The sequence below is a fragment of the Bacillus sp. m3-13 genome (assembly GCF_000175075.1).
GTDB lineage: Bacteria > Bacillota > Bacilli > Bacillales > Bacillaceae_I > Sutcliffiella_A > Sutcliffiella_A horikoshii_C.
The window spans coordinates 50,443-66,507 of the sequence record NZ_ACPC01000010.1 but is presented as its reverse complement, the minus strand read 5'-3'; the positions used below and the strand labels follow the sequence as shown (position 1 = coordinate 66,507).

Here is a 16,065-nt window from a genome sequence, read left to right as displayed (position 1 = left end):
TTTGCGGAAATTAACAGCGGTGTCTTAAAAAAATCTAACATCAAAGACTTTTTCAGTGGCCAACAACGGAGTGAGGAGGCTCACGGACCGCCCGCAGGCAAGCGAAGCGCCTCGAACGGAAATCAACCGTTCTAAGTAAACCATAGAAAAAGAGGCCACCCGATAACATCGAGCAGCCCCTATCAATCTATTACTTATAAACTTTTACTTGAACTTCTTGTACACCATAGTTAATAGCATCTTGCTTTTCTGGAATGAAGATATCTATTTTGTTTCCTTTGATTGCTCCACCAGTATCTCCAGCAATTGCCTCACCATAACCTTCAACCCAAACTTTAGATCCTAAAGGAATAACATCCGGGTCAACAGAAATAACTTTCATATCTGGGTTTTCCAACAGGTTGATTCCTGTTGCAGTGATACCAGAACATCCTTCACAACTTGCAGTATAAGCAGTAGCTGTCATCGTTAATTCTTGCGCTACTTCTGGATCAGCCGCTGTTTCTTCTTCCGCAGGTTCTTCAGCTGGCGCTTCTTCTGCAGGTTCTTCTGTTACAGGTTCTTCAGCCGGTGCTTCCTCTGCTGGTTCCTCTGTTACAGGTTCCTCAGCCGGTGCTTCTTCCGCTGGTTCTTCTGTTACAGGTTCCTCAGCCGGTGCTTCCTCTGCTGGTTCCTCTGTTACAGGTTCTTCAGCCGGTGCTTCCTCTGCTGGTTCCTCTGTTACAGGCTCTTCAGCCGGTGCTTCTTTCTTAACAGGAGCTTCTACAGGAACTGGATTTCCATCAACATAGATTACCAGCTCGTCCCCTGCATAAATTAAATCAGGGTTTGAAATGGAATTCCATTCTGCTAATGTTTGATAAGAGACACCTTCATAGTTTTGAGAGATTCCCCACAACGTGTCACCTTTTTCAATTTTGTATCGCTCAGACAATGCCACTTTCAATTGATCTTGCGGGTGGATTACGTCGCTTGATAGACTGTTCCACTCTTTAATTTCTTCTACTGTTATATTGTTCGCTTTAGCAATGTCCCAAAGCGTGTCGCCTTTCTTTACCGTAACTTCTGCAGCAGAGGCATTTGCACCTAAACTAAACGTACCTGCAAGGGCCGCTGCCGTTACTAAAGAAACCATGCTCTTTTTCATACTAAATACCTCCTATGTATTTGACTCAGTGTTTTAATGATAACATGGTTTTAGTAGTTTCAAAGAACAGTAGAATAACATTTAGGTTACGTACATAACGGGTATATTAAAGGATTATTACGACTTTTCCTTATATTAGAAGGATAAGGAAAACTATTCTAATAGAGGATTATTGCACCACAAAAACAGGGCTCAACTTGGATTTCCTCCAATGTTGAGCCCTTCAACAAGGTTCACTTCAATTTCGTAAAAGTAATTTGATACCAGCCGCCTTCTCTAATTACCGGCTGCATTTTTTCCACTTTCAGCCCTGCTGTATTTGCCAGATCTTTGAGATCATCTTCGGACGGGAGCGGGTACAAATTATCAAACGCGGTAAAGAAACTGTTGAACACACTTGAAAACTGACCTCCATGTTTCGAGTTGTGGATTGGTGACACCACCGATAATGTTCCTTTAGGAGGCAACCATTCGCTGATTTTCTTGAACAACTCCGTACGGTCATTAGGAGATATATAATGAAGGATATTATTTAACATGACAAAATCCACCTTATCTTCTGGAGACCATTTATGAACATCCTCGCAAATAATTTCAACCTGTTTTTGCTTTTGACAGTTCTTACTTGCTTCCTCTGCTACATCTTCATTCAGCTCAATTCCAAGCATCTGGGCTTTTGGAAACTTCTGTGAAAGCTTTAACAAATACCCCCCGCTGCCACACCCGACATCTATCACGGTTTTCGGTTTCGCTTTTTTCATGACCTTCATCACCCTTGGAATAGCCAGTTGTTCTAAAAGTGATGAAGTTTGCGCGACGACCATTCCATGTTCTTTTTGATTAAATTGCTCTTTCTCTTCTGTCTTCATCATTTTTGGATACTTAATAAGGGTTGGAATATGGAGTTCCATCATCTCTTTCAAAAGCACCCCTGTAGACCTAGGGTTATGTTTACTAGAAGGAACCATGAATTTTTTCACCGTTTGATAACGTTCCTTCGATTTCTTTTTCAGATATCCGATGACGCCGCCTACTTCGACCCACCTTTTCAATAGGTCTTCCTTTAGATCATGTTCTTTCGCCACTTCCATGATGGTCTTCGGCTTTTTGAATGCTTCATATAAATCTAATTCATACCCAACATAGGCATGCCAACTATATAGGAAGGGCAAGTTTCGCTTCATATACCCTCTCGCTTTAAAAAGTCTCACATATTCACTTATCATACCTATGCTTCCTCCTTATTTTTCCATGGGTAATCTTCTTCTTCCGTAAAAAGATGACGGCGGTCAATCTTGCGCTCATCTTGGTCTTTCCTCTTAGGGACTACTCCAGACTGAATGACCCTGTCCACTATGGATTCCTTCCATATACCCAAACCAGATATATTCAGCATATGTTTAATATGAAGAACGGGATCGTTGGTCAGCTGATCCATCACTTTGCTTCTCCACGTCACGAAAGATTTGAGCGGACGGGAATAAGCCAAAGCGGATAGATGACTCAATTTCAATACATGACGGACCCTTGGTTTTCTTACAGCTTCATAATAGGATAGATAATCCGGAGAATGTTTATCTTTGTCGTACATCCAACAGAGTAGCTCTCCAAGCACGTCTGCGTCCTGAATCGCCAAATTCATTCCCTCACCTGCCATCGGATGCACGCTATGTGCAGCATCTCCTAGCAAAGCAATGTTGCCTTTCACATAGTTTGAAACATGATAATGCACCGGAATCATAAGCTGAATTTTTTTCCAAGAGTCTATTCTTTGCACAAAACCATCCAGTTCCGGGCATAGTTCTAAGTATTTTTGGTAAAAGGATTCTAGCCCTTCTTCTATCATTTGTTTATAGGACCCCTTTGGAATTAAATAGACGCTGCGCACAAGATTATCCGGCAAAGGGAAAAGTCCTAAAAATGTATCATCTGTAGAGATGATTTTTCCTTCTGTCATGCTTTCAGGCCTTGGAAAGGTTACAGTCAAAAAATGATGGTCATAATTCTTTTCCTTTTTTGGCACCTCCATCATTTCACGAACCTTGGATTTCCGCCCTTCTGCACTAACATAATAATCTGCTTCTAGTAATACCTCTTCCTTGTCCATTCTCACCTTAGCCTTGTTGCTTTCAAAGCCCATAAACCGGCCAGGCTGTATATATTTAAAGGAAGGATATTTCTGTGCTTCTTCAAGTAGAATTGTTTTTAAGGTTTCATGGGGGATCATCAATGCATAGTTATAAGGGTCTGGAAGTATGTTATAACTCATCGATTGCATCGGCTGTTTGTCTTTTTTATCGAGCTTCTTTTTCTCTATTAACTCAATGTGGTTAATTTTGTGTCCATGTTGCAGCACCTTCGAAAGAATGCCATTTTTCTCGAAAATTTGTAGCGTCTTCGGCTGCACCAATTCTCCCTTGTACATGTGTGGGCTTCCTTTCACCTGTTCTACAACCGTCACACCAACACCACACTTCGCAAGCTTCAGCGCAACCGTCAAACCGCCAACACCGCCCCCAATCACCAACACATTCGCCTTCAACACCATCACCACCTATACTCATTTCATTCCACTAAAACACCAAAGCAAAACTTGAGAACTCTCTGAAGGATGGAGAAAAAAAAGTCCTTCAGAGGGTCAGACCCCTGAAGGATTTTTGAAACCAATGTCGAAGTCACGCTGAACCGGTTGAGGGGCAGCTTGGTGACTGCTAGAAATGAAAATGTAGCAAAAACGGTATCGGGCGATTTTTAGAAATTACGGGCGACTTTTGAGATTTACGGGCGATTTCGGACCACTTTCGGGCGATAATTTGAGTTTACGGGCGATTTTTCAGATTTACGGGCGAAAATAGAAAAAAACGGGCGATTCCCTTTAATTGTAAAATTTCCATAACTGATATTCGCCTACATTCTTAGAAATCCAAAAATAAAAACAACCTCTCCGGCCCATCAGCCAAAGAAGTTGTTTCTGTAAACCATCTTATTTTGTAAAAACTCGTCCTACCTCTACCTGTACCTTCCGCCCCCAGTAGAGCGTTTCAAAGCTTCGATGTCCTCTTCAACGGATCCCCATCGTTCTTCCACCAAAGCCTTTGCATCGGCAATACCCTGATTATAGTAGTACGGTCCAAGTTCTTTCATAAATATGTCCAATAGCAGGTCTGCTCCAAGTTCACCAATTTCTTCGTCTCGTTCTTCTTCAAAATATGCCTGGATCCTACCTATCATTTGATCTTTCATTTCTTTTGGAATAGAGATCAATTTCACCACACCCTTATGTATGTAATTAGCCGCTTTGTTCTGTTGTTTCCAAAAGAGGCTCATACATCATAATAGCATGATTTTCTGTTACATATTGGTCATCGATCTCTTTTCCCTGAAGATTCATGACTTTGCGGTGTATGATGTTATGGCGCAAATATCCTCCCCAATAAGCGGAAGTGATGTTATGGTCTTTTTCATATACCTTGTATTTTACAATTGGAAGATTCGCCGACCTCCATTCACCAACTAAGAGGTCTCCTTCCACTCTCACCTTTAATTGAAAAGCTTGATCCGTATCATTTCTCACCTGTAAGTCCAGATAATTATAGGAGCAGGTTGCACCACTACCAAAAGGTTGCGTTCTCCTAGAATCGGGAAAGACATCAAAACTGTGGCGGTATCGTTCTGTCACAGTCAGCGGTGTGTGTAATGTCATCCAATATATAAGGTTTGACAATTGACACAACCCTCCTCCTAATCCTGGCTTAAACGTACCATAAAAAAGGACCATTCCATCTACATATCCTTTGCTTTTCGTCGGTTTTCCAATCAGCTTCCAATAGGAAAAAGTTTCACCAGGTCGAATGACAACCCCATTCAGTTTCTGGACAGCAACCTTTAAATTGATAACCTTATTATGCTGGTACCACATGTCCACGTTCTTTAACTTTCTAAGAGTAGGCGTTTTATGTAAAAAAACTCGATAGGGCAATTCTTCCTCTGTCGTTTCTACTGCATAGCTTTTATTTCCTGTTTTCCACTCTATCCATCTCTTTGCTATGTAAAATTGAGTTCCCAGCCAAATGCGAAGTTTCGATTCTTTTTTTCGGTCGTAAATCCACATGGTTCATTGCAACACCACCTCCATTATCTCTAATAGATAGACGAATAAAGCCTAGATAAAGTTTCAATATTCAAACAAATTGTTTTACATTATTTCTCAAGGATATTTTTCCCGATACATATAACACTAAAGTTAGATTTATATGAACTATAAACCCAACAAATAGACGAAACAAATAAAAAGCAGGTGACTAACATGGACCCGTACCAACAAGCTCAGTCGTCTTCTTTGCAAGAAGGAGATGTAGTATACCTTTTTTATCGTAATCCGCACACACAGAATGTAGCATCAATCCAGCAGGCAAATATTACGGCAAACCCCTACGAGGATGGGCAGCTATCTATCTTTCTCTATGATACGTATTATCCACTGTCAGACGAATTTGTCTTTTTTACTTCATTAGAAGAAGCAGAAGCATTATACAATGATTATTTTGGTCCAACATTCGAATAAAAAGGGGGGCAATACATGAAACCGTTTGTTCCACAACTTGTATATATTGAACCTAAAGCGCTTGATTATCCGCTAGGCGTGGAGTTAAAAAACAAATTTGAATCGATGGGTCTTGAAATTCGAGAGACCACTTCCCACAACCAAATAAGAAACCTACCTGGAGATAATGATTTTCAAAAATACAGGACAGCTAAATCCACATTAGTTGTCGGAGTAAGAAAAACATTGAAGTTTGACTCTTCAAAACCTTCCGCTGAATATGCTATACCTTTTGCAACAGGCTGTATGGGCCATTGTCATTACTGCTATTTGCAAACAACTATGGGAAGCAAACCTTATATCCGAACTTATGTGAACTTGGATGAAATCTTTGATGCTGCTGATAAATACATGCAAGAGAGAGCCCCTGAAATCACCAGGTTTGAAGCGTCATGTACATCAGACATCGTAGGTATTGATCATTTGACTCATTCTCTGAAAAAAGCGATTGAATACTTTGGTAAATCTGAACATGGTATGCTTCGATTCGTGACAAAATTCCACCATGTTGATCATTTACTTGATGCAGATCATCGCGGGAAAACAAGGTTTCGTTTCAGTGTGAATGCCGATTATGTAATAAAGAACTTCGAGCCGGGAACATCTTCCTTGGATTTGAGAATTGAGGCAGCTGCAAAAGTGGCAGGAGCTAATTACCCATTGGGATTTATCGTAGCTCCCATTTACTTGCATGACGGATGGGAAGAAGGCTACAAAACGCTACTTCAAAAGCTATATGATAAGCTCCCTGCACATGCAACGGAAGATTTAACATTTGAACTTATTCAGCACCGCTTTACCAAACCCGCCAAACGGGTCATTCAACAAAACTATCCGATGACAAAGCTTGAGTTAGATGAAGCAAAGCGTCAATATAAATGGGGACGTTATGGGATTGGAAAGTATGTATATACGAAGGATGAAGCAACAGAGATTAAAGAAACCTTGTCTGAGTATATTCACTCTTATTTTCCTCAGGCAAGGATTGAGTATTTTACGTAATAAACGGCCCACGATAAAAGTATCGTGGGCCATTCTTCATTTTAGTACTCCACCATACCCGACAACAAGTAATGGTAAATCAACTTCTCTGTATTTTCTATCGAGCTTGCGTGTGTCCGCTCGAAAGCATGCGATGATTCTATCCCTGGCCCAATCAGTCCGTGGATGATATCATGACCGGAACGGATAGCAGCAGACGCGTCTGATCCGTAGTATGGATAAATATCCACTTTGTAATCCACTTCGTTTTTCTTTGCAAGTTCAACAAGATGTTTTCTTAGTCCATAATGGTAAGGTCCGCTGGAATCTTTTACACAGATAGATACTGTGTATTCATCTGATGATTGCCCGTCTCCAAGTGCTCCCATGTCCACGGCAAGGTATTCCACAGTTTCTGGGGTGATGTTGGAGTTCCCTCCATAGCCGATTTCTTCATTATTAGATATTAAAAAGTGTGTCGTGTATGGAAGTGTAATCTTTTCAGACTGAATGAATTTGATAAGTTTCAGTAAAATAGCCACGCTTGCTTTGTCATCCAGATGTCTGGATTTTATGTAGCCGCTTTCTGTGATTTTAACCCTCGGATCGAATGATACAAAATCTCCTACTTCTATTCCAAGCGCTCTTATTTCGTCTGCATTGGTGACTTTTTCATCAATCCGAACTTCGATATTCTCATCGTTTCTTGGAGCATCTCCTGCATTTTTATAAACATGCACCGATGTCTGATGCATAAGAATGGTTCCGGAATACGCTTTACCAGAAGAAGTTTCTATTTGGCAATATTCCCCTTCAACAGAATTCCAGCGAAAACCGCCTATTGTAGTCAGCCTTAATCTTCCATTGGGTTTCACTTCTTTTACCATAGCTCCTAATGTGTCTACATGGGCTGTTAACATGCGATGCTCTTTCTCATTGGTTCCTTTAATGGAAGCAATCAAGCCGCCCTTTCGATTGCGTACTGTTTCTACCCCGCATTCACTTAAGTACTGTTCAACAAAACCAATTACTTTTTCCGTATTGCCGGAAGGGCTTGGAATAGAAACTAGTTCTTTGATTAACGAGAATGTTTCTTGTACATTTGTTTGATAAGTCATTGTGACACTTCCTTTGCTACTAATATTTACCTCTATTAAGCATAAGAGAAAATCCTTGTCTTGTATAGCCTGGTGTCAAGGTAATTTTAATCCTATAATTGGGCCACTTACAGGTAGAAAAAGACATTTCAAGGAAGAAGCATTTGATTTTACGGAAAATATAGTATACTGTTGGTAATTACTATGTTTGGAATAGGAGGGGTCAAATGAATGAAATCTCCAAGAAACTATCACAATTCCTTCTCGAAAAAAATGTGGCCTCCGGTTGGTCTTGTGTAAAAGATACTATAGATCAAGGCTACAATAGTGCGTTTATATATGACTTTATCCTTCGTGACGCCATGTACCGCATTGGTGAAATGTGGGAGGAAAATAAAATATCTGTTGCGCATGAGCATTTGGCGACAGGTACCTGTGAGTTGATTTTGACAAAATATCATTTGGAAAAATTGAATGATAGATATATAAAAGAGAATTCCCCTTCCCCACGTGCCATGTTTTTTTGTGTAGAAGGAGAAGAACATGATTTGGGATTGAAAATGGCCTCCTCCCTATTTGAAGAATATGGTTGGGATGTGTATGACCTAGGTTCGAACTTACCATTGGACTATGCAGAATATAGCCTGAAAAAATGGCAGCCAGAGGTGGTATGTATATCTGTGTCCATTAGACATCACCTTCCAAAACTTAAAGAAACAATGGAAAGACTGCAAAATATAAGCCCTGGCACCACTTTTATAGTTGGAAGCCGCTTGCATGCGGAATCTGCCTTTCGGTCATGCTGTACTGCGGAAACTCTCATTGCTAAGGATACATCCTTCCTTTTTCAATGGTTGGAAGATTATAGAAAAGAAGCCGGAATCATCAATAAAGGAGTGCTTCTTTAATGTACCGGATTCCCGTCCCATATATTAAGATGACTGAGGACTTTGAAATTATTAATGTTTCCCAGTCAGTCACCCACATCTTCTATCCAGTAACATCATTTCTAGACTTGGTAGATTGGGATAGTAAGACAAAGTTTAAACAAATAAAGACCAATCCTTCACCAGGAGTTATGGAACTTAACTTAAAAACAACAGACTCACCCACAACCTTGTTCACTGTATACTTCCATTATCAGCAAAAAGAAAAGATTATCCATTTGGTTTGTATGAATGAAACGTCTGCTTTTCAGCATGTACAGTTGGAATTTCAACAATGGCGTAAGCAGCTTGAAAATAATGATTGGAATGAAATTGTTGAGACAAACGCAGAACCTGATAATTCCATTGAATTCCAGAAAAAGCAAGCAGAAAGAAAGATCTCCACAATCAATGATTTACTTGGAATTATTCAAGATGATTTAACTGAGGTTGGGAAGTTGGAATATATTAAATTAATTCAGTCTGAGTTAGAAGATATTAAAGATCTTCTTCGTTCTTGATAAAATAGTTTAACCCCCGTCAAATGATTGACGGGGGTTTTATTTGCCTATTGTTGATCCGCTTGAAAGTTCTCAATTGCCAATTCAAGCTTAGTCATCTCTTTAAGCATAGCAGCTGCATATTCTTCTTTATAAAACTCCTGCTTTTTAATAATTTGGAGCAATCCCTTAACGAAAAGGATTGGATGATACGAATCGATTTTAAGTGTCTCGTACTTATCTTCATAATCGATATGCATGTCCTCGAGTTTCACTTGTAAATTAGCAATACGCTCTTTTGCTTGGAGCAGCTCTTCATTTAACAACTGTAACTCTTTCCCTTCTTGACTTTTTTCCTGTATGGCATGGAGACCCGCATCTTCACTTCGTTTACGGTCCTCCGCTTCTTGCTTTATATATATCTTCCATTTTTTATTGATCACACGAAAAAGCTCTTTACTATCGCCTATTGACCCTGATTGCCCTAGAAACAAATACCCATCTTCATTTAGAGAATGGTGGAACGACGAAATAATCCGCTGTTTTTGTGTTGGCTGAAAATAATGCAATACATTTCTGCAACTGATAAAGTCCAGATGATGAAAGCCAGGGTCTTTTGCAATGTTGTGAGGGGCAAAGATGATATGCTCCCTTATTGATTTTTTCACCACATAATAATCCTGCATCTTTTCAAAATACTTGTTCAGAATGTCAGATGGAACATTTTCAAAAGCCGTATTAGGGTAGACACCTGCGCCTGCAATCTTTACAGAATCATAGTCCAGGTCGGTGGCGTAAATCTTAAACTCCATCTCCAAATTTTCATCCATCGATTCAATCGTCTCTTTTAACAATATTGCTAAAGAGTAGACTTCTTGTCCAGTGGAGCACCCTGCAATCCAAATTTTCATCTCGCTCTCAGACAAATCCAACTTCTTTTTAATAATCGTTGCAAAAATTTGTTTCTGGATGAGATCAGCCAATTCAATATTTCTAAGGAATTCTTCTGCACTACTTGATGGTTGCTTCAAATCTTGTAAGTTTTGACTTAACATATCTAGTCTCCCTATTAATTGTTCAACTGCTTCTCTTTATCTTTTTTCTATTTTACCAAATTTCAAAAGAATTCTGTAAAAATTTTTCCTACAAAAATCGAGTTTTATTTTACAAGCTTGACTTTATAGTCAGATGATGTATAATAAGAGTTTGGGTACAAGCCCAACAATATTAGTAACTTGATATAGAAAGGAAGAACGTTATGACATTCTTAAGCAATACCAACGTGTCACAAGGATGCACTGGCGTTCCATATAGTTTTTTCACAGAGGCTTAATCGATCTGGCACGGCCTAGGAGCCGTAAGGACGTATGAGAGGTAGGGCTTACGTTGTTTAAGTAAGGGAAACTACCATGGAATTATACCGCGGCAAACGAATATAATACTTTTATGTCATTTATAAATTATGTCCATGTAGCAGGACAACTTATAATGCTTGTGATGAAGCAAGTTACTAATTGCGCTATACATCATATAATTAGCGCCTTTATTCGAATAAAAAAAGGAAAGCAAGTCGTCCCTCGTGATGACTTGCTTTTATTTTTGCATACTATAATTTGAAACTTTTGTAAAACACCTGTATAATTAAATGCTGATTGTCAATTATGCTCGGAAAATAACTATCTTTGTAGATTTATTATAGATTTTAAGGGGGAATTGGATGTCTTTCACAAGCTTATTCATGGCCGAAGAAGAGACAAGAGATAAAGAAGAAATCAAACAGGAACTAGATGACTTGGAATTCCAAATGTTCCGGATGAAAGAAAATATGAAAGAAATCGCCAAAAAGTGGCAAGTAATCGGAATCGATCAAACGAAAGACGATAACTGGGTAGTTGTTTACACAAATTACGACAATAATTCCTGCAAGATCATGCTTAACGATTGCGAATCCGCCTATCGCGGCCAGTGGGATTTCTCCATACAGGCAACTTATGAAAAGGATGACACCATTTTTATCGGTGATATCAAGGGACCGGAAAACAAAGGATACGGTTCTATCTGCATGAATTATCTTAAAGAAGTTGCCAAAGATCAAAATATTCATTGCATTACTGGTGATATTGCAAAGCGTGATTGGGACCACGTAGACCGCCTTGTTCACTTTTATGAAAAACATGATTTTCAAGTAGAAATAGATACGAAAACAAAGTCCGGCGAAATCGTTTGGCAACCTAACTAATTTCATGAAATAAGGGGATGGATGGATTGACTGTTAAAGTACTCGGCTCCACCGTTGATCGCCTCACACGATGCACTCACTATCATTCAGAAAAAGATATCATTGCCATTAAGTTTCATTGTTGCAAAGAGTATTACCCTTGCTACCAATGTCACGGAGAACATGCAGACCATTCAGCTAGAGTCTGGCCAATACATGAATTTGATACGAAAGCAATTTTGTGCGGAAACTGTAAAACAGAGCTGACAATAAACGAGTATTTAAACAGCCAATCGATTTGCCCAACATGTAATGCAGCCTTCAACCCCGGTTGCCAGCTTCACTATCATCTATATTTTGAAAAGTAGAGACCTTCCATACGGGAAGGCTCTTTTTTAATCTTTACAATTTTTTGGATCAGATTTAGTAGGAGGCTGCTCCATCCAGCCATGCTTTATTAAAAGTTTCGCACCGTCTCCAGCAAATGTCATCACTTCACCTATCACCTTTAAGTACATTAAAGCTAAGTCTTTGCGAGGACTTAACGCCATCGATAACCCGTAATTTGCAGTTCCATATGCAATCAGGTGCGTCACATGATTGAGCATAAAACGATTGGAAAAAGGAGATATAGAAGAGTCCAGCACCTCACTTGCATAGGTGGAAGGCACATTGCAATCCTCTTTCAAAAGGATGGTAGAAAACATCGTTACATACTTATTGGCCAAGCTTTTCCCTTTTTCAAAATAAGCGCAAAGCTTTCTATCATCCGTAACTTGCATAAATCCTTTTAGCAAAGCTTTCCCCAACGAGTTGGAACGTACATTTTGAAAAAGCTGATTCATCTCAAATACAGTCAACGGACGCTTATCCAAAGTAAACCCAGCAAAAAAATGACCATTTTCCACAAAATCGACTTGTTCAGGCGTTGTAATATACGGAGGTCTAGAGTAAAGTCCCTTTTCCAACAGCAACCTCTTCCCCATCTCGGTTATTTTTTGGAGAGCATCAATATGCAAGTGAAACACTTCTCTGACATCCTTACGCGAAACTTCCGCTACTGCAAGAGCAAAACCATTCAGTGCAAACTTCGCCATTCCATCAATGTAATGAAGATAAAAAACATCCGAAAAAAGCCGGGGAGCTTTTGTATTGATATCTTCAGAAGTAATGCCTCTCGGAATAGGAAATCTTTCTTTTTTAAAAATATCCATATATCTGTGCACATGTCGCTTGGATGTGTTCAGACATTGCTCTAAAAACCTCGCAACATCCGGATCATCCACATGTACCAAGAAGTATCGAAACATATGATGAACGGACGTTTCAAACAAATAACTGCTCCATAAATGCCCGATCTCTGCTGAAGTAAGTCGTATATGGTTATGGGAATTTTCCATAATTGGAGAAACCCACCTTTCAGATTGTTAGTTAAAATTAGTTTGGTCAATTGGAGGATAATTATGTAAAAGAGAAGGATATTACTGATATCCTTCTGATAAATGATTTTTAACCATTTGGTTGAAGAGTTGTTGTTACACAGATACGGTATGCTTTACAACGTAAAGACGGAGTTCTCAGTACTTCGACCGTTCCAAGTGCCGGTACTACCTCCACAAGAACTGGTTCCATTCCATTCAGCGCCCATACAACCATTGGACATAGAGGCGTTCCCCCGATTGACCCTGTTGATGTTAAACTAGTTGCAATTGATTGCAACTCAGCCACAGTCGGCGTTCTGTAGCCCGTTAATAATGGGCAGTAGCTGGAATCATATTTGACAGCAGCATTAGTAAAAATATAAGTTAAATTTGCTGAAGGTACATTTATAGCACCTAGCATAGCAAGCATTGACCTTAATCCATCACAAACTATCTGCTCATTTCTTCTAACCGGTTTCGGACACTTATCCCTCTTATCATCGCAACAGCAACAATACTTTTTCTCACAACATTCTACATAAACTATTCCCACAATAATCACCTCCCATTTTTCAAACTACTATATAATATGTAAAACGCTAGATTATGCTTGTACTTCTCTACAAAAAAGAAAAAATAGACAAGCGCATTTACCGCCCGTCTATTCTCTCACTAGCAATTAGTCATTGTACTTGTAATAGCGAGATGCGCCAGCACTACAGCAACATTTTTTCTTGTCACGCGCCGCATCTTCCATCGGTGAAACCGCATTGTCCATAGCAGGTCTACTAGGACGAAGATAGCATTTACACTTTACTTCGCAGCACACCTTGCATTCTACATACAATACTCCCACGACTCTCACCTCCTCTATTAATCTATTAAAAGTATATTCATTTAACTAGAAAATGATTGTGTCAATTCCTCACATAACAAAAAATAGACAAGCAATTCACAAGCCTGCCTGCCTTATCAACGTAAAAAAAACCGGAAATAATCTTCCGGGTTGTATCATCGTCTTATATCATTTTTAATTTTGGGCACTTACAGTTATTCCCGATTACTCTGTACCCAATCACTTCAATTCCTTTTTTCTTTAAATAACGAACACTGATGTTTTTTTCAAGATGGCTTGATGCAAGGACGATGACTTTATCACCTTTAAATTGTTGATAGTTACGCTGTAGGTAAGCAACAGGAATATTCACTGCTACAGGTAAAGGTTCTTCCACATAATTATAATCTCTAACATCAACAATTTTTGCAGGACTTGTAAGTTCTAAATTTTTCACACAAGGAACACCCAATACCGGAACATATCTATTATAAAAGTAAACGGAAATTATCAAGAATATCACAGCAACAGAAATGACCAACAACCATCTCCTCCAATACGGTTCATTTGTTTCTTTATATTATACCCCCTTAGGTATAATGTCAACATTCTTGTTTCACGCAAAAAAAGCACATTCCGTATAAGAATGCGCTTAATAATTTTCATATACTATTACAGCTCTGATTTCCAATTATACCTTCTCGTAGGGTTGGTGCTTGTAAGTCCTCCCCCGCATCCACAATCAGACTGACTGGCTGTATTTGCTCTTCTTGGCGCAGCGGAAAATTGCCCATTGTCTGGATTGATGTTATTTGGACAAGGGTCGGAGCAGGTAATGGATGCTACATAAGTGGTGTCGACACTCACAGGCACATTTAATGTCGGCAAGAATAATTGATTTTGTTCTCCAAGTGGTTCTACGCTGTTCAAGGTATTATTAATCGTTGCATTTTGAGTTGAAGCAGATACAATAGTAAGCTGAATATCCCGGTGAGCTGATCCACCTTGAGGAATATCCAGGTTATCGCAAACTATATCAATCATTCTTTGACCTGTGATATCTTGATTCAAAGGCACTTCTTCTCCAGTACGGAATCTGGCTTGGCAACCTCCAAAAGTTGAAAATCTCACTGTCAACCCTGCTGGAATGACTAGTGTATCTACTATTCGCGCAATTGTTCCCGGAGAGTTCGGTGTATTTGTTACCGTTAAGCGATACGTAACTTGATTTCCATTGATAGTGCAACATTTATCAGCTGATAATTGGACTACGTCAAGGTTTAACGTACAGAAATCTGACGCCTGTACGGTGCCTGATACAACATTTGCTCTATTATCAATCAAATATTCTCCAGGTGCTGATACCCCTGTAACAGGCAGAGAATACGTAATAACTCTTTCTCCACCAGGCTCAATTGTACCTAAATTGCCGGTGATCAAAATTCTCCCTGGGACTGAACGGTCTACATTTAGACTAGGATCACTTATTGTGATTGGCCCTAGCGTTATATTCGGAGAAAAGAGCAAGGTATCTGTTAGCTGCACATTTTCCAGAGGAGATCCCCCAGGATTTGTTACTGTAATTTGAAACGCAAGTCTTACCGTATTACCATCAAATACTTCTTCACAACTTTTATTGACAATCAACTGACCTGGAGCAGGACATTGAGGAACAATATAACACCCATCACAAGCAAACGTGTAGTTCACATTTGCCGCTCTTACTCGTATTCCTTGTGTACCATTAGGGTAGTTCCCTACAATTTCCAAGCGGTATTCAACCGTGACACCCTTATCGAAACGGTTATTCGATTCCACTTTCAACCAATTGAAACCAGTTGGCGCTGGGCCATAATTAGGATCAGTAGGACTGATGGTGAACGGAACGGATGTAAACGTGCCACATCCATCAATTTTTTCACTTACTATTATGGTGTTTGCCGGTATGTTTTGACATACAGGTATTACAAAACTACTAATTCCTCTTGTAGCCATCGCGTTATCAGTCGCAAATTTATAAGACCAATAAGACCGGTTCTCAGGTGAAGGCCTGAAGCAAGGGTTTCCTGCTGTACTTCCATCCGGAAGCGTTTGACATGCTGGTTGGATAACTGTTATCCCGTTTTGGGTTGCACAAACACAAAGATTCTCATACGGGGAACAGTTACAATTTTGACATATATCTGCCATTTAAACATCTCCTTTAACATTAGTTTCTACATAGTATGTCTAGCATTCTTTCTTGTATAGACTAACGAATTAAGAGATTTGTCCATTTTAGTAGATTTGCATAAAAAAGCTCCAATCTCTTAAAACTTAAGAGATTGGAGCTTCTTC

The 16,065-nt window shown here is 39.4% G+C and carries 18 protein-coding genes; 6 read left to right on the top strand and 12 right to left on the bottom strand.

Features of this window, described 5'->3' with window-relative positions:
* Positions 1 to 190 precede the first annotated feature (190 nt).
* From M313_RS0104730 to M313_RS22700, 5 genes are all read right to left on the bottom strand, one after another.
* The gene (locus M313_RS0104730; RefSeq protein ID WP_010192964.1) at positions 191 to 1,147 is read right to left on the bottom strand and encodes a 3D domain-containing protein; all 957 of its coding nucleotides are present in this window, start codon (positions 1,145 to 1,147) and stop codon (positions 191 to 193) included.
* A gap of 233 nt (positions 1,148 to 1,380) precedes the next feature.
* On the bottom strand, positions 1,381 to 2,373 hold the full coding sequence (locus M313_RS0104725; RefSeq protein ID WP_010192963.1) for a class I SAM-dependent methyltransferase: 993 nt from the start codon (positions 2,371 to 2,373) through the stop codon (positions 1,381 to 1,383).
* Positions 2,374 to 2,375: 2 nt separating this feature from the next.
* The gene (locus M313_RS0104720) at positions 2,376 to 3,695 is read right to left on the bottom strand and encodes an FAD-dependent oxidoreductase (RefSeq protein ID WP_029326339.1); all 1,320 of its coding nucleotides are present in this window, start codon (positions 3,693 to 3,695) and stop codon (positions 2,376 to 2,378) included.
* 461 nt (positions 3,696 to 4,156) lie between these two features.
* On the bottom strand, positions 4,157 to 4,417 hold the full coding sequence (locus tag M313_RS0104715) for a DUF2164 domain-containing protein (protein WP_029326338.1): 261 nt from the start codon (positions 4,415 to 4,417) through the stop codon (positions 4,157 to 4,159).
* Between the two features lie 19 nt (positions 4,418 to 4,436).
* Positions 4,437 to 5,258 (bottom strand): VanW family protein, encoded by an 822-nt coding sequence (locus M313_RS22700; protein ID WP_010192960.1) that lies wholly within the window; start codon positions 5,256 to 5,258, stop codon positions 4,437 to 4,439.
* 195 nt (positions 5,259 to 5,453) lie between these two features.
* Between M313_RS22700 and M313_RS0104705 the strand changes: the two genes are divergently transcribed.
* The gene (locus M313_RS0104705; RefSeq protein WP_010192958.1) at positions 5,454 to 5,711 is read left to right on the top strand and encodes a transcriptional regulator SplA domain-containing protein; all 258 of its coding nucleotides are present in this window, start codon (positions 5,454 to 5,456) and stop codon (positions 5,709 to 5,711) included.
* A 15-nt stretch (positions 5,712 to 5,726) separates the two neighbouring features.
* Positions 5,727 to 6,752: a spore photoproduct lyase gene (splB, locus tag M313_RS0104700; protein WP_010192957.1), complete on the top strand. Its 1,026-nt coding sequence runs from the start codon at positions 5,727 to 5,729 to the stop codon at positions 6,750 to 6,752.
* 41 nt (positions 6,753 to 6,793) lie between these two features.
* Here the strand turns inward: splB and M313_RS0104695 are convergent, their stop codons facing one another.
* Entirely contained in the window at positions 6,794 to 7,849 is a 1,056-nt protein-coding gene (locus M313_RS0104695) for a M42 family metallopeptidase (RefSeq protein WP_010192956.1), read from the bottom strand.
* A gap of 206 nt (positions 7,850 to 8,055) precedes the next feature.
* On the opposite strand from M313_RS0104695, the gene M313_RS0104690 reads away from it, so the two are divergent.
* Together M313_RS0104690 and M313_RS0104685 are read left to right on the top strand one after the other, a co-directional pair.
* Complete coding sequence (locus tag M313_RS0104690) at positions 8,056 to 8,736, top strand: cobalamin B12-binding domain-containing protein (protein WP_010192955.1); 681 nt, start codon at positions 8,056 to 8,058, stop codon at positions 8,734 to 8,736.
* A complete protein-coding gene (locus M313_RS0104685; protein WP_010192954.1) occupies positions 8,736 to 9,275 on the top strand; it encodes a hypothetical protein in 540 nt (179 codons plus the stop codon). The genes M313_RS0104690 and M313_RS0104685 overlap by 1 nt, the downstream gene beginning before the upstream one ends.
* A gap of 47 nt (positions 9,276 to 9,322) precedes the next feature.
* Here the strand turns inward: M313_RS0104685 and M313_RS0104680 are convergent, their stop codons facing one another.
* Positions 9,323 to 10,309 (bottom strand): CheR family methyltransferase, encoded by a 987-nt coding sequence (locus M313_RS0104680; RefSeq protein ID WP_010192952.1) that lies wholly within the window; start codon positions 10,307 to 10,309, stop codon positions 9,323 to 9,325.
* Positions 10,310 to 10,971: 662 nt separating this feature from the next.
* Here M313_RS0104680 and M313_RS0104675 point away from each other — a divergent pair.
* On the top strand, positions 10,972 to 11,493 hold the full coding sequence (locus M313_RS0104675; RefSeq protein WP_010192951.1) for a GNAT family protein: 522 nt from the start codon (positions 10,972 to 10,974) through the stop codon (positions 11,491 to 11,493).
* 17 nt (positions 11,494 to 11,510) lie between these two features.
* Entirely contained in the window at positions 11,511 to 11,840 is a 330-nt protein-coding gene (locus M313_RS25005; RefSeq protein WP_010192949.1) for a CHY zinc finger protein, read from the top strand.
* Positions 11,841 to 11,867: 27 nt separating this feature from the next.
* On the opposite strand, the gene M313_RS0104670 is transcribed toward M313_RS25005, so the two are convergent.
* From M313_RS0104670 to M313_RS0104655, 5 genes are all read right to left on the bottom strand, one after another.
* Positions 11,868 to 12,872, bottom strand: coding sequence for a DUF3231 family protein (locus M313_RS0104670; protein ID WP_010192948.1), 1,005 nt, complete (start codon positions 12,870 to 12,872; stop codon positions 11,868 to 11,870).
* A 109-nt stretch (positions 12,873 to 12,981) separates the two neighbouring features.
* The gene (locus M313_RS0104665) at positions 12,982 to 13,446 is read right to left on the bottom strand and encodes a hypothetical protein (RefSeq protein ID WP_010192946.1); all 465 of its coding nucleotides are present in this window, start codon (positions 13,444 to 13,446) and stop codon (positions 12,982 to 12,984) included.
* Positions 13,447 to 13,572: 126 nt separating this feature from the next.
* Positions 13,573 to 13,749: a hypothetical protein gene (locus tag M313_RS25730; RefSeq protein WP_157182417.1), complete on the bottom strand. Its 177-nt coding sequence runs from the start codon at positions 13,747 to 13,749 to the stop codon at positions 13,573 to 13,575.
* A gap of 163 nt (positions 13,750 to 13,912) precedes the next feature.
* Positions 13,913 to 14,185, bottom strand: a complete 273-nt coding sequence (locus M313_RS0104660) for a rhodanese-like domain-containing protein (RefSeq protein ID WP_157182416.1) — start codon at positions 14,183 to 14,185, stop codon at positions 13,913 to 13,915.
* A gap of 215 nt (positions 14,186 to 14,400) precedes the next feature.
* Positions 14,401 to 15,918, bottom strand: coding sequence for a COG1361 family protein (locus M313_RS0104655; protein WP_029326336.1), 1,518 nt, complete (start codon positions 15,916 to 15,918; stop codon positions 14,401 to 14,403).
* Between the last annotated feature and the right edge of the window lie 147 nt (positions 15,919 to 16,065).

Bases quoted from the DNA above. Each gene is read 5' to 3' on its own strand.
- M313_RS0104725 (WP_010192963.1), bottom strand. From the start codon at position 2,373: ATGATAAGTGAATATGTGAGACTTTTTAAAGCGAGAGGGTATATGAAG.
- M313_RS25005 (WP_010192949.1), top strand. From the start codon at position 11,511: ATGGATGGATTGACTGTTAAAGTACTCGGCTCCACCGTTGATCGCCTC.
- M313_RS0104655 (WP_029326336.1), bottom strand. From the start codon at position 15,918: ATGGCAGATATATGTCAAAATTGTAACTGTTCCCCGTATGAGAATCTT.
- M313_RS0104705 (WP_010192958.1), top strand. From the start codon at position 5,454: ATGGACCCGTACCAACAAGCTCAGTCGTCTTCTTTGCAAGAAGGAGAT.
- M313_RS0104720 (WP_029326339.1), bottom strand. From the start codon at position 3,695: ATGGTGTTGAAGGCGAATGTGTTGGTGATTGGGGGCGGTGTTGGCGGT.
- splB (WP_010192957.1), top strand. From the start codon at position 5,727: ATGAAACCGTTTGTTCCACAACTTGTATATATTGAACCTAAAGCGCTT.
- M313_RS0104695 (WP_010192956.1), bottom strand. From the start codon at position 7,849: ATGACTTATCAAACAAATGTACAAGAAACATTCTCGTTAATCAAAGAA.
- M313_RS0104680 (WP_010192952.1), bottom strand. From the start codon at position 10,309: ATGTTAAGTCAAAACTTACAAGATTTGAAGCAACCATCAAGTAGTGCA.
- M313_RS0104675 (WP_010192951.1), top strand. From the start codon at position 10,972: ATGTCTTTCACAAGCTTATTCATGGCCGAAGAAGAGACAAGAGATAAA.
- M313_RS0104690 (WP_010192955.1), top strand. From the start codon at position 8,056: ATGAATGAAATCTCCAAGAAACTATCACAATTCCTTCTCGAAAAAAAT.
- M313_RS0104670 (WP_010192948.1), bottom strand. From the start codon at position 12,872: ATGGAAAATTCCCATAACCATATACGACTTACTTCAGCAGAGATCGGG.
- M313_RS0104685 (WP_010192954.1), top strand. From the start codon at position 8,736: ATGTACCGGATTCCCGTCCCATATATTAAGATGACTGAGGACTTTGAA.
- M313_RS22700 (WP_010192960.1), bottom strand. From the start codon at position 5,258: ATGTGGATTTACGACCGAAAAAAAGAATCGAAACTTCGCATTTGGCTG.
- M313_RS0104730 (WP_010192964.1), bottom strand. From the start codon at position 1,147: ATGAAAAAGAGCATGGTTTCTTTAGTAACGGCAGCGGCCCTTGCAGGT.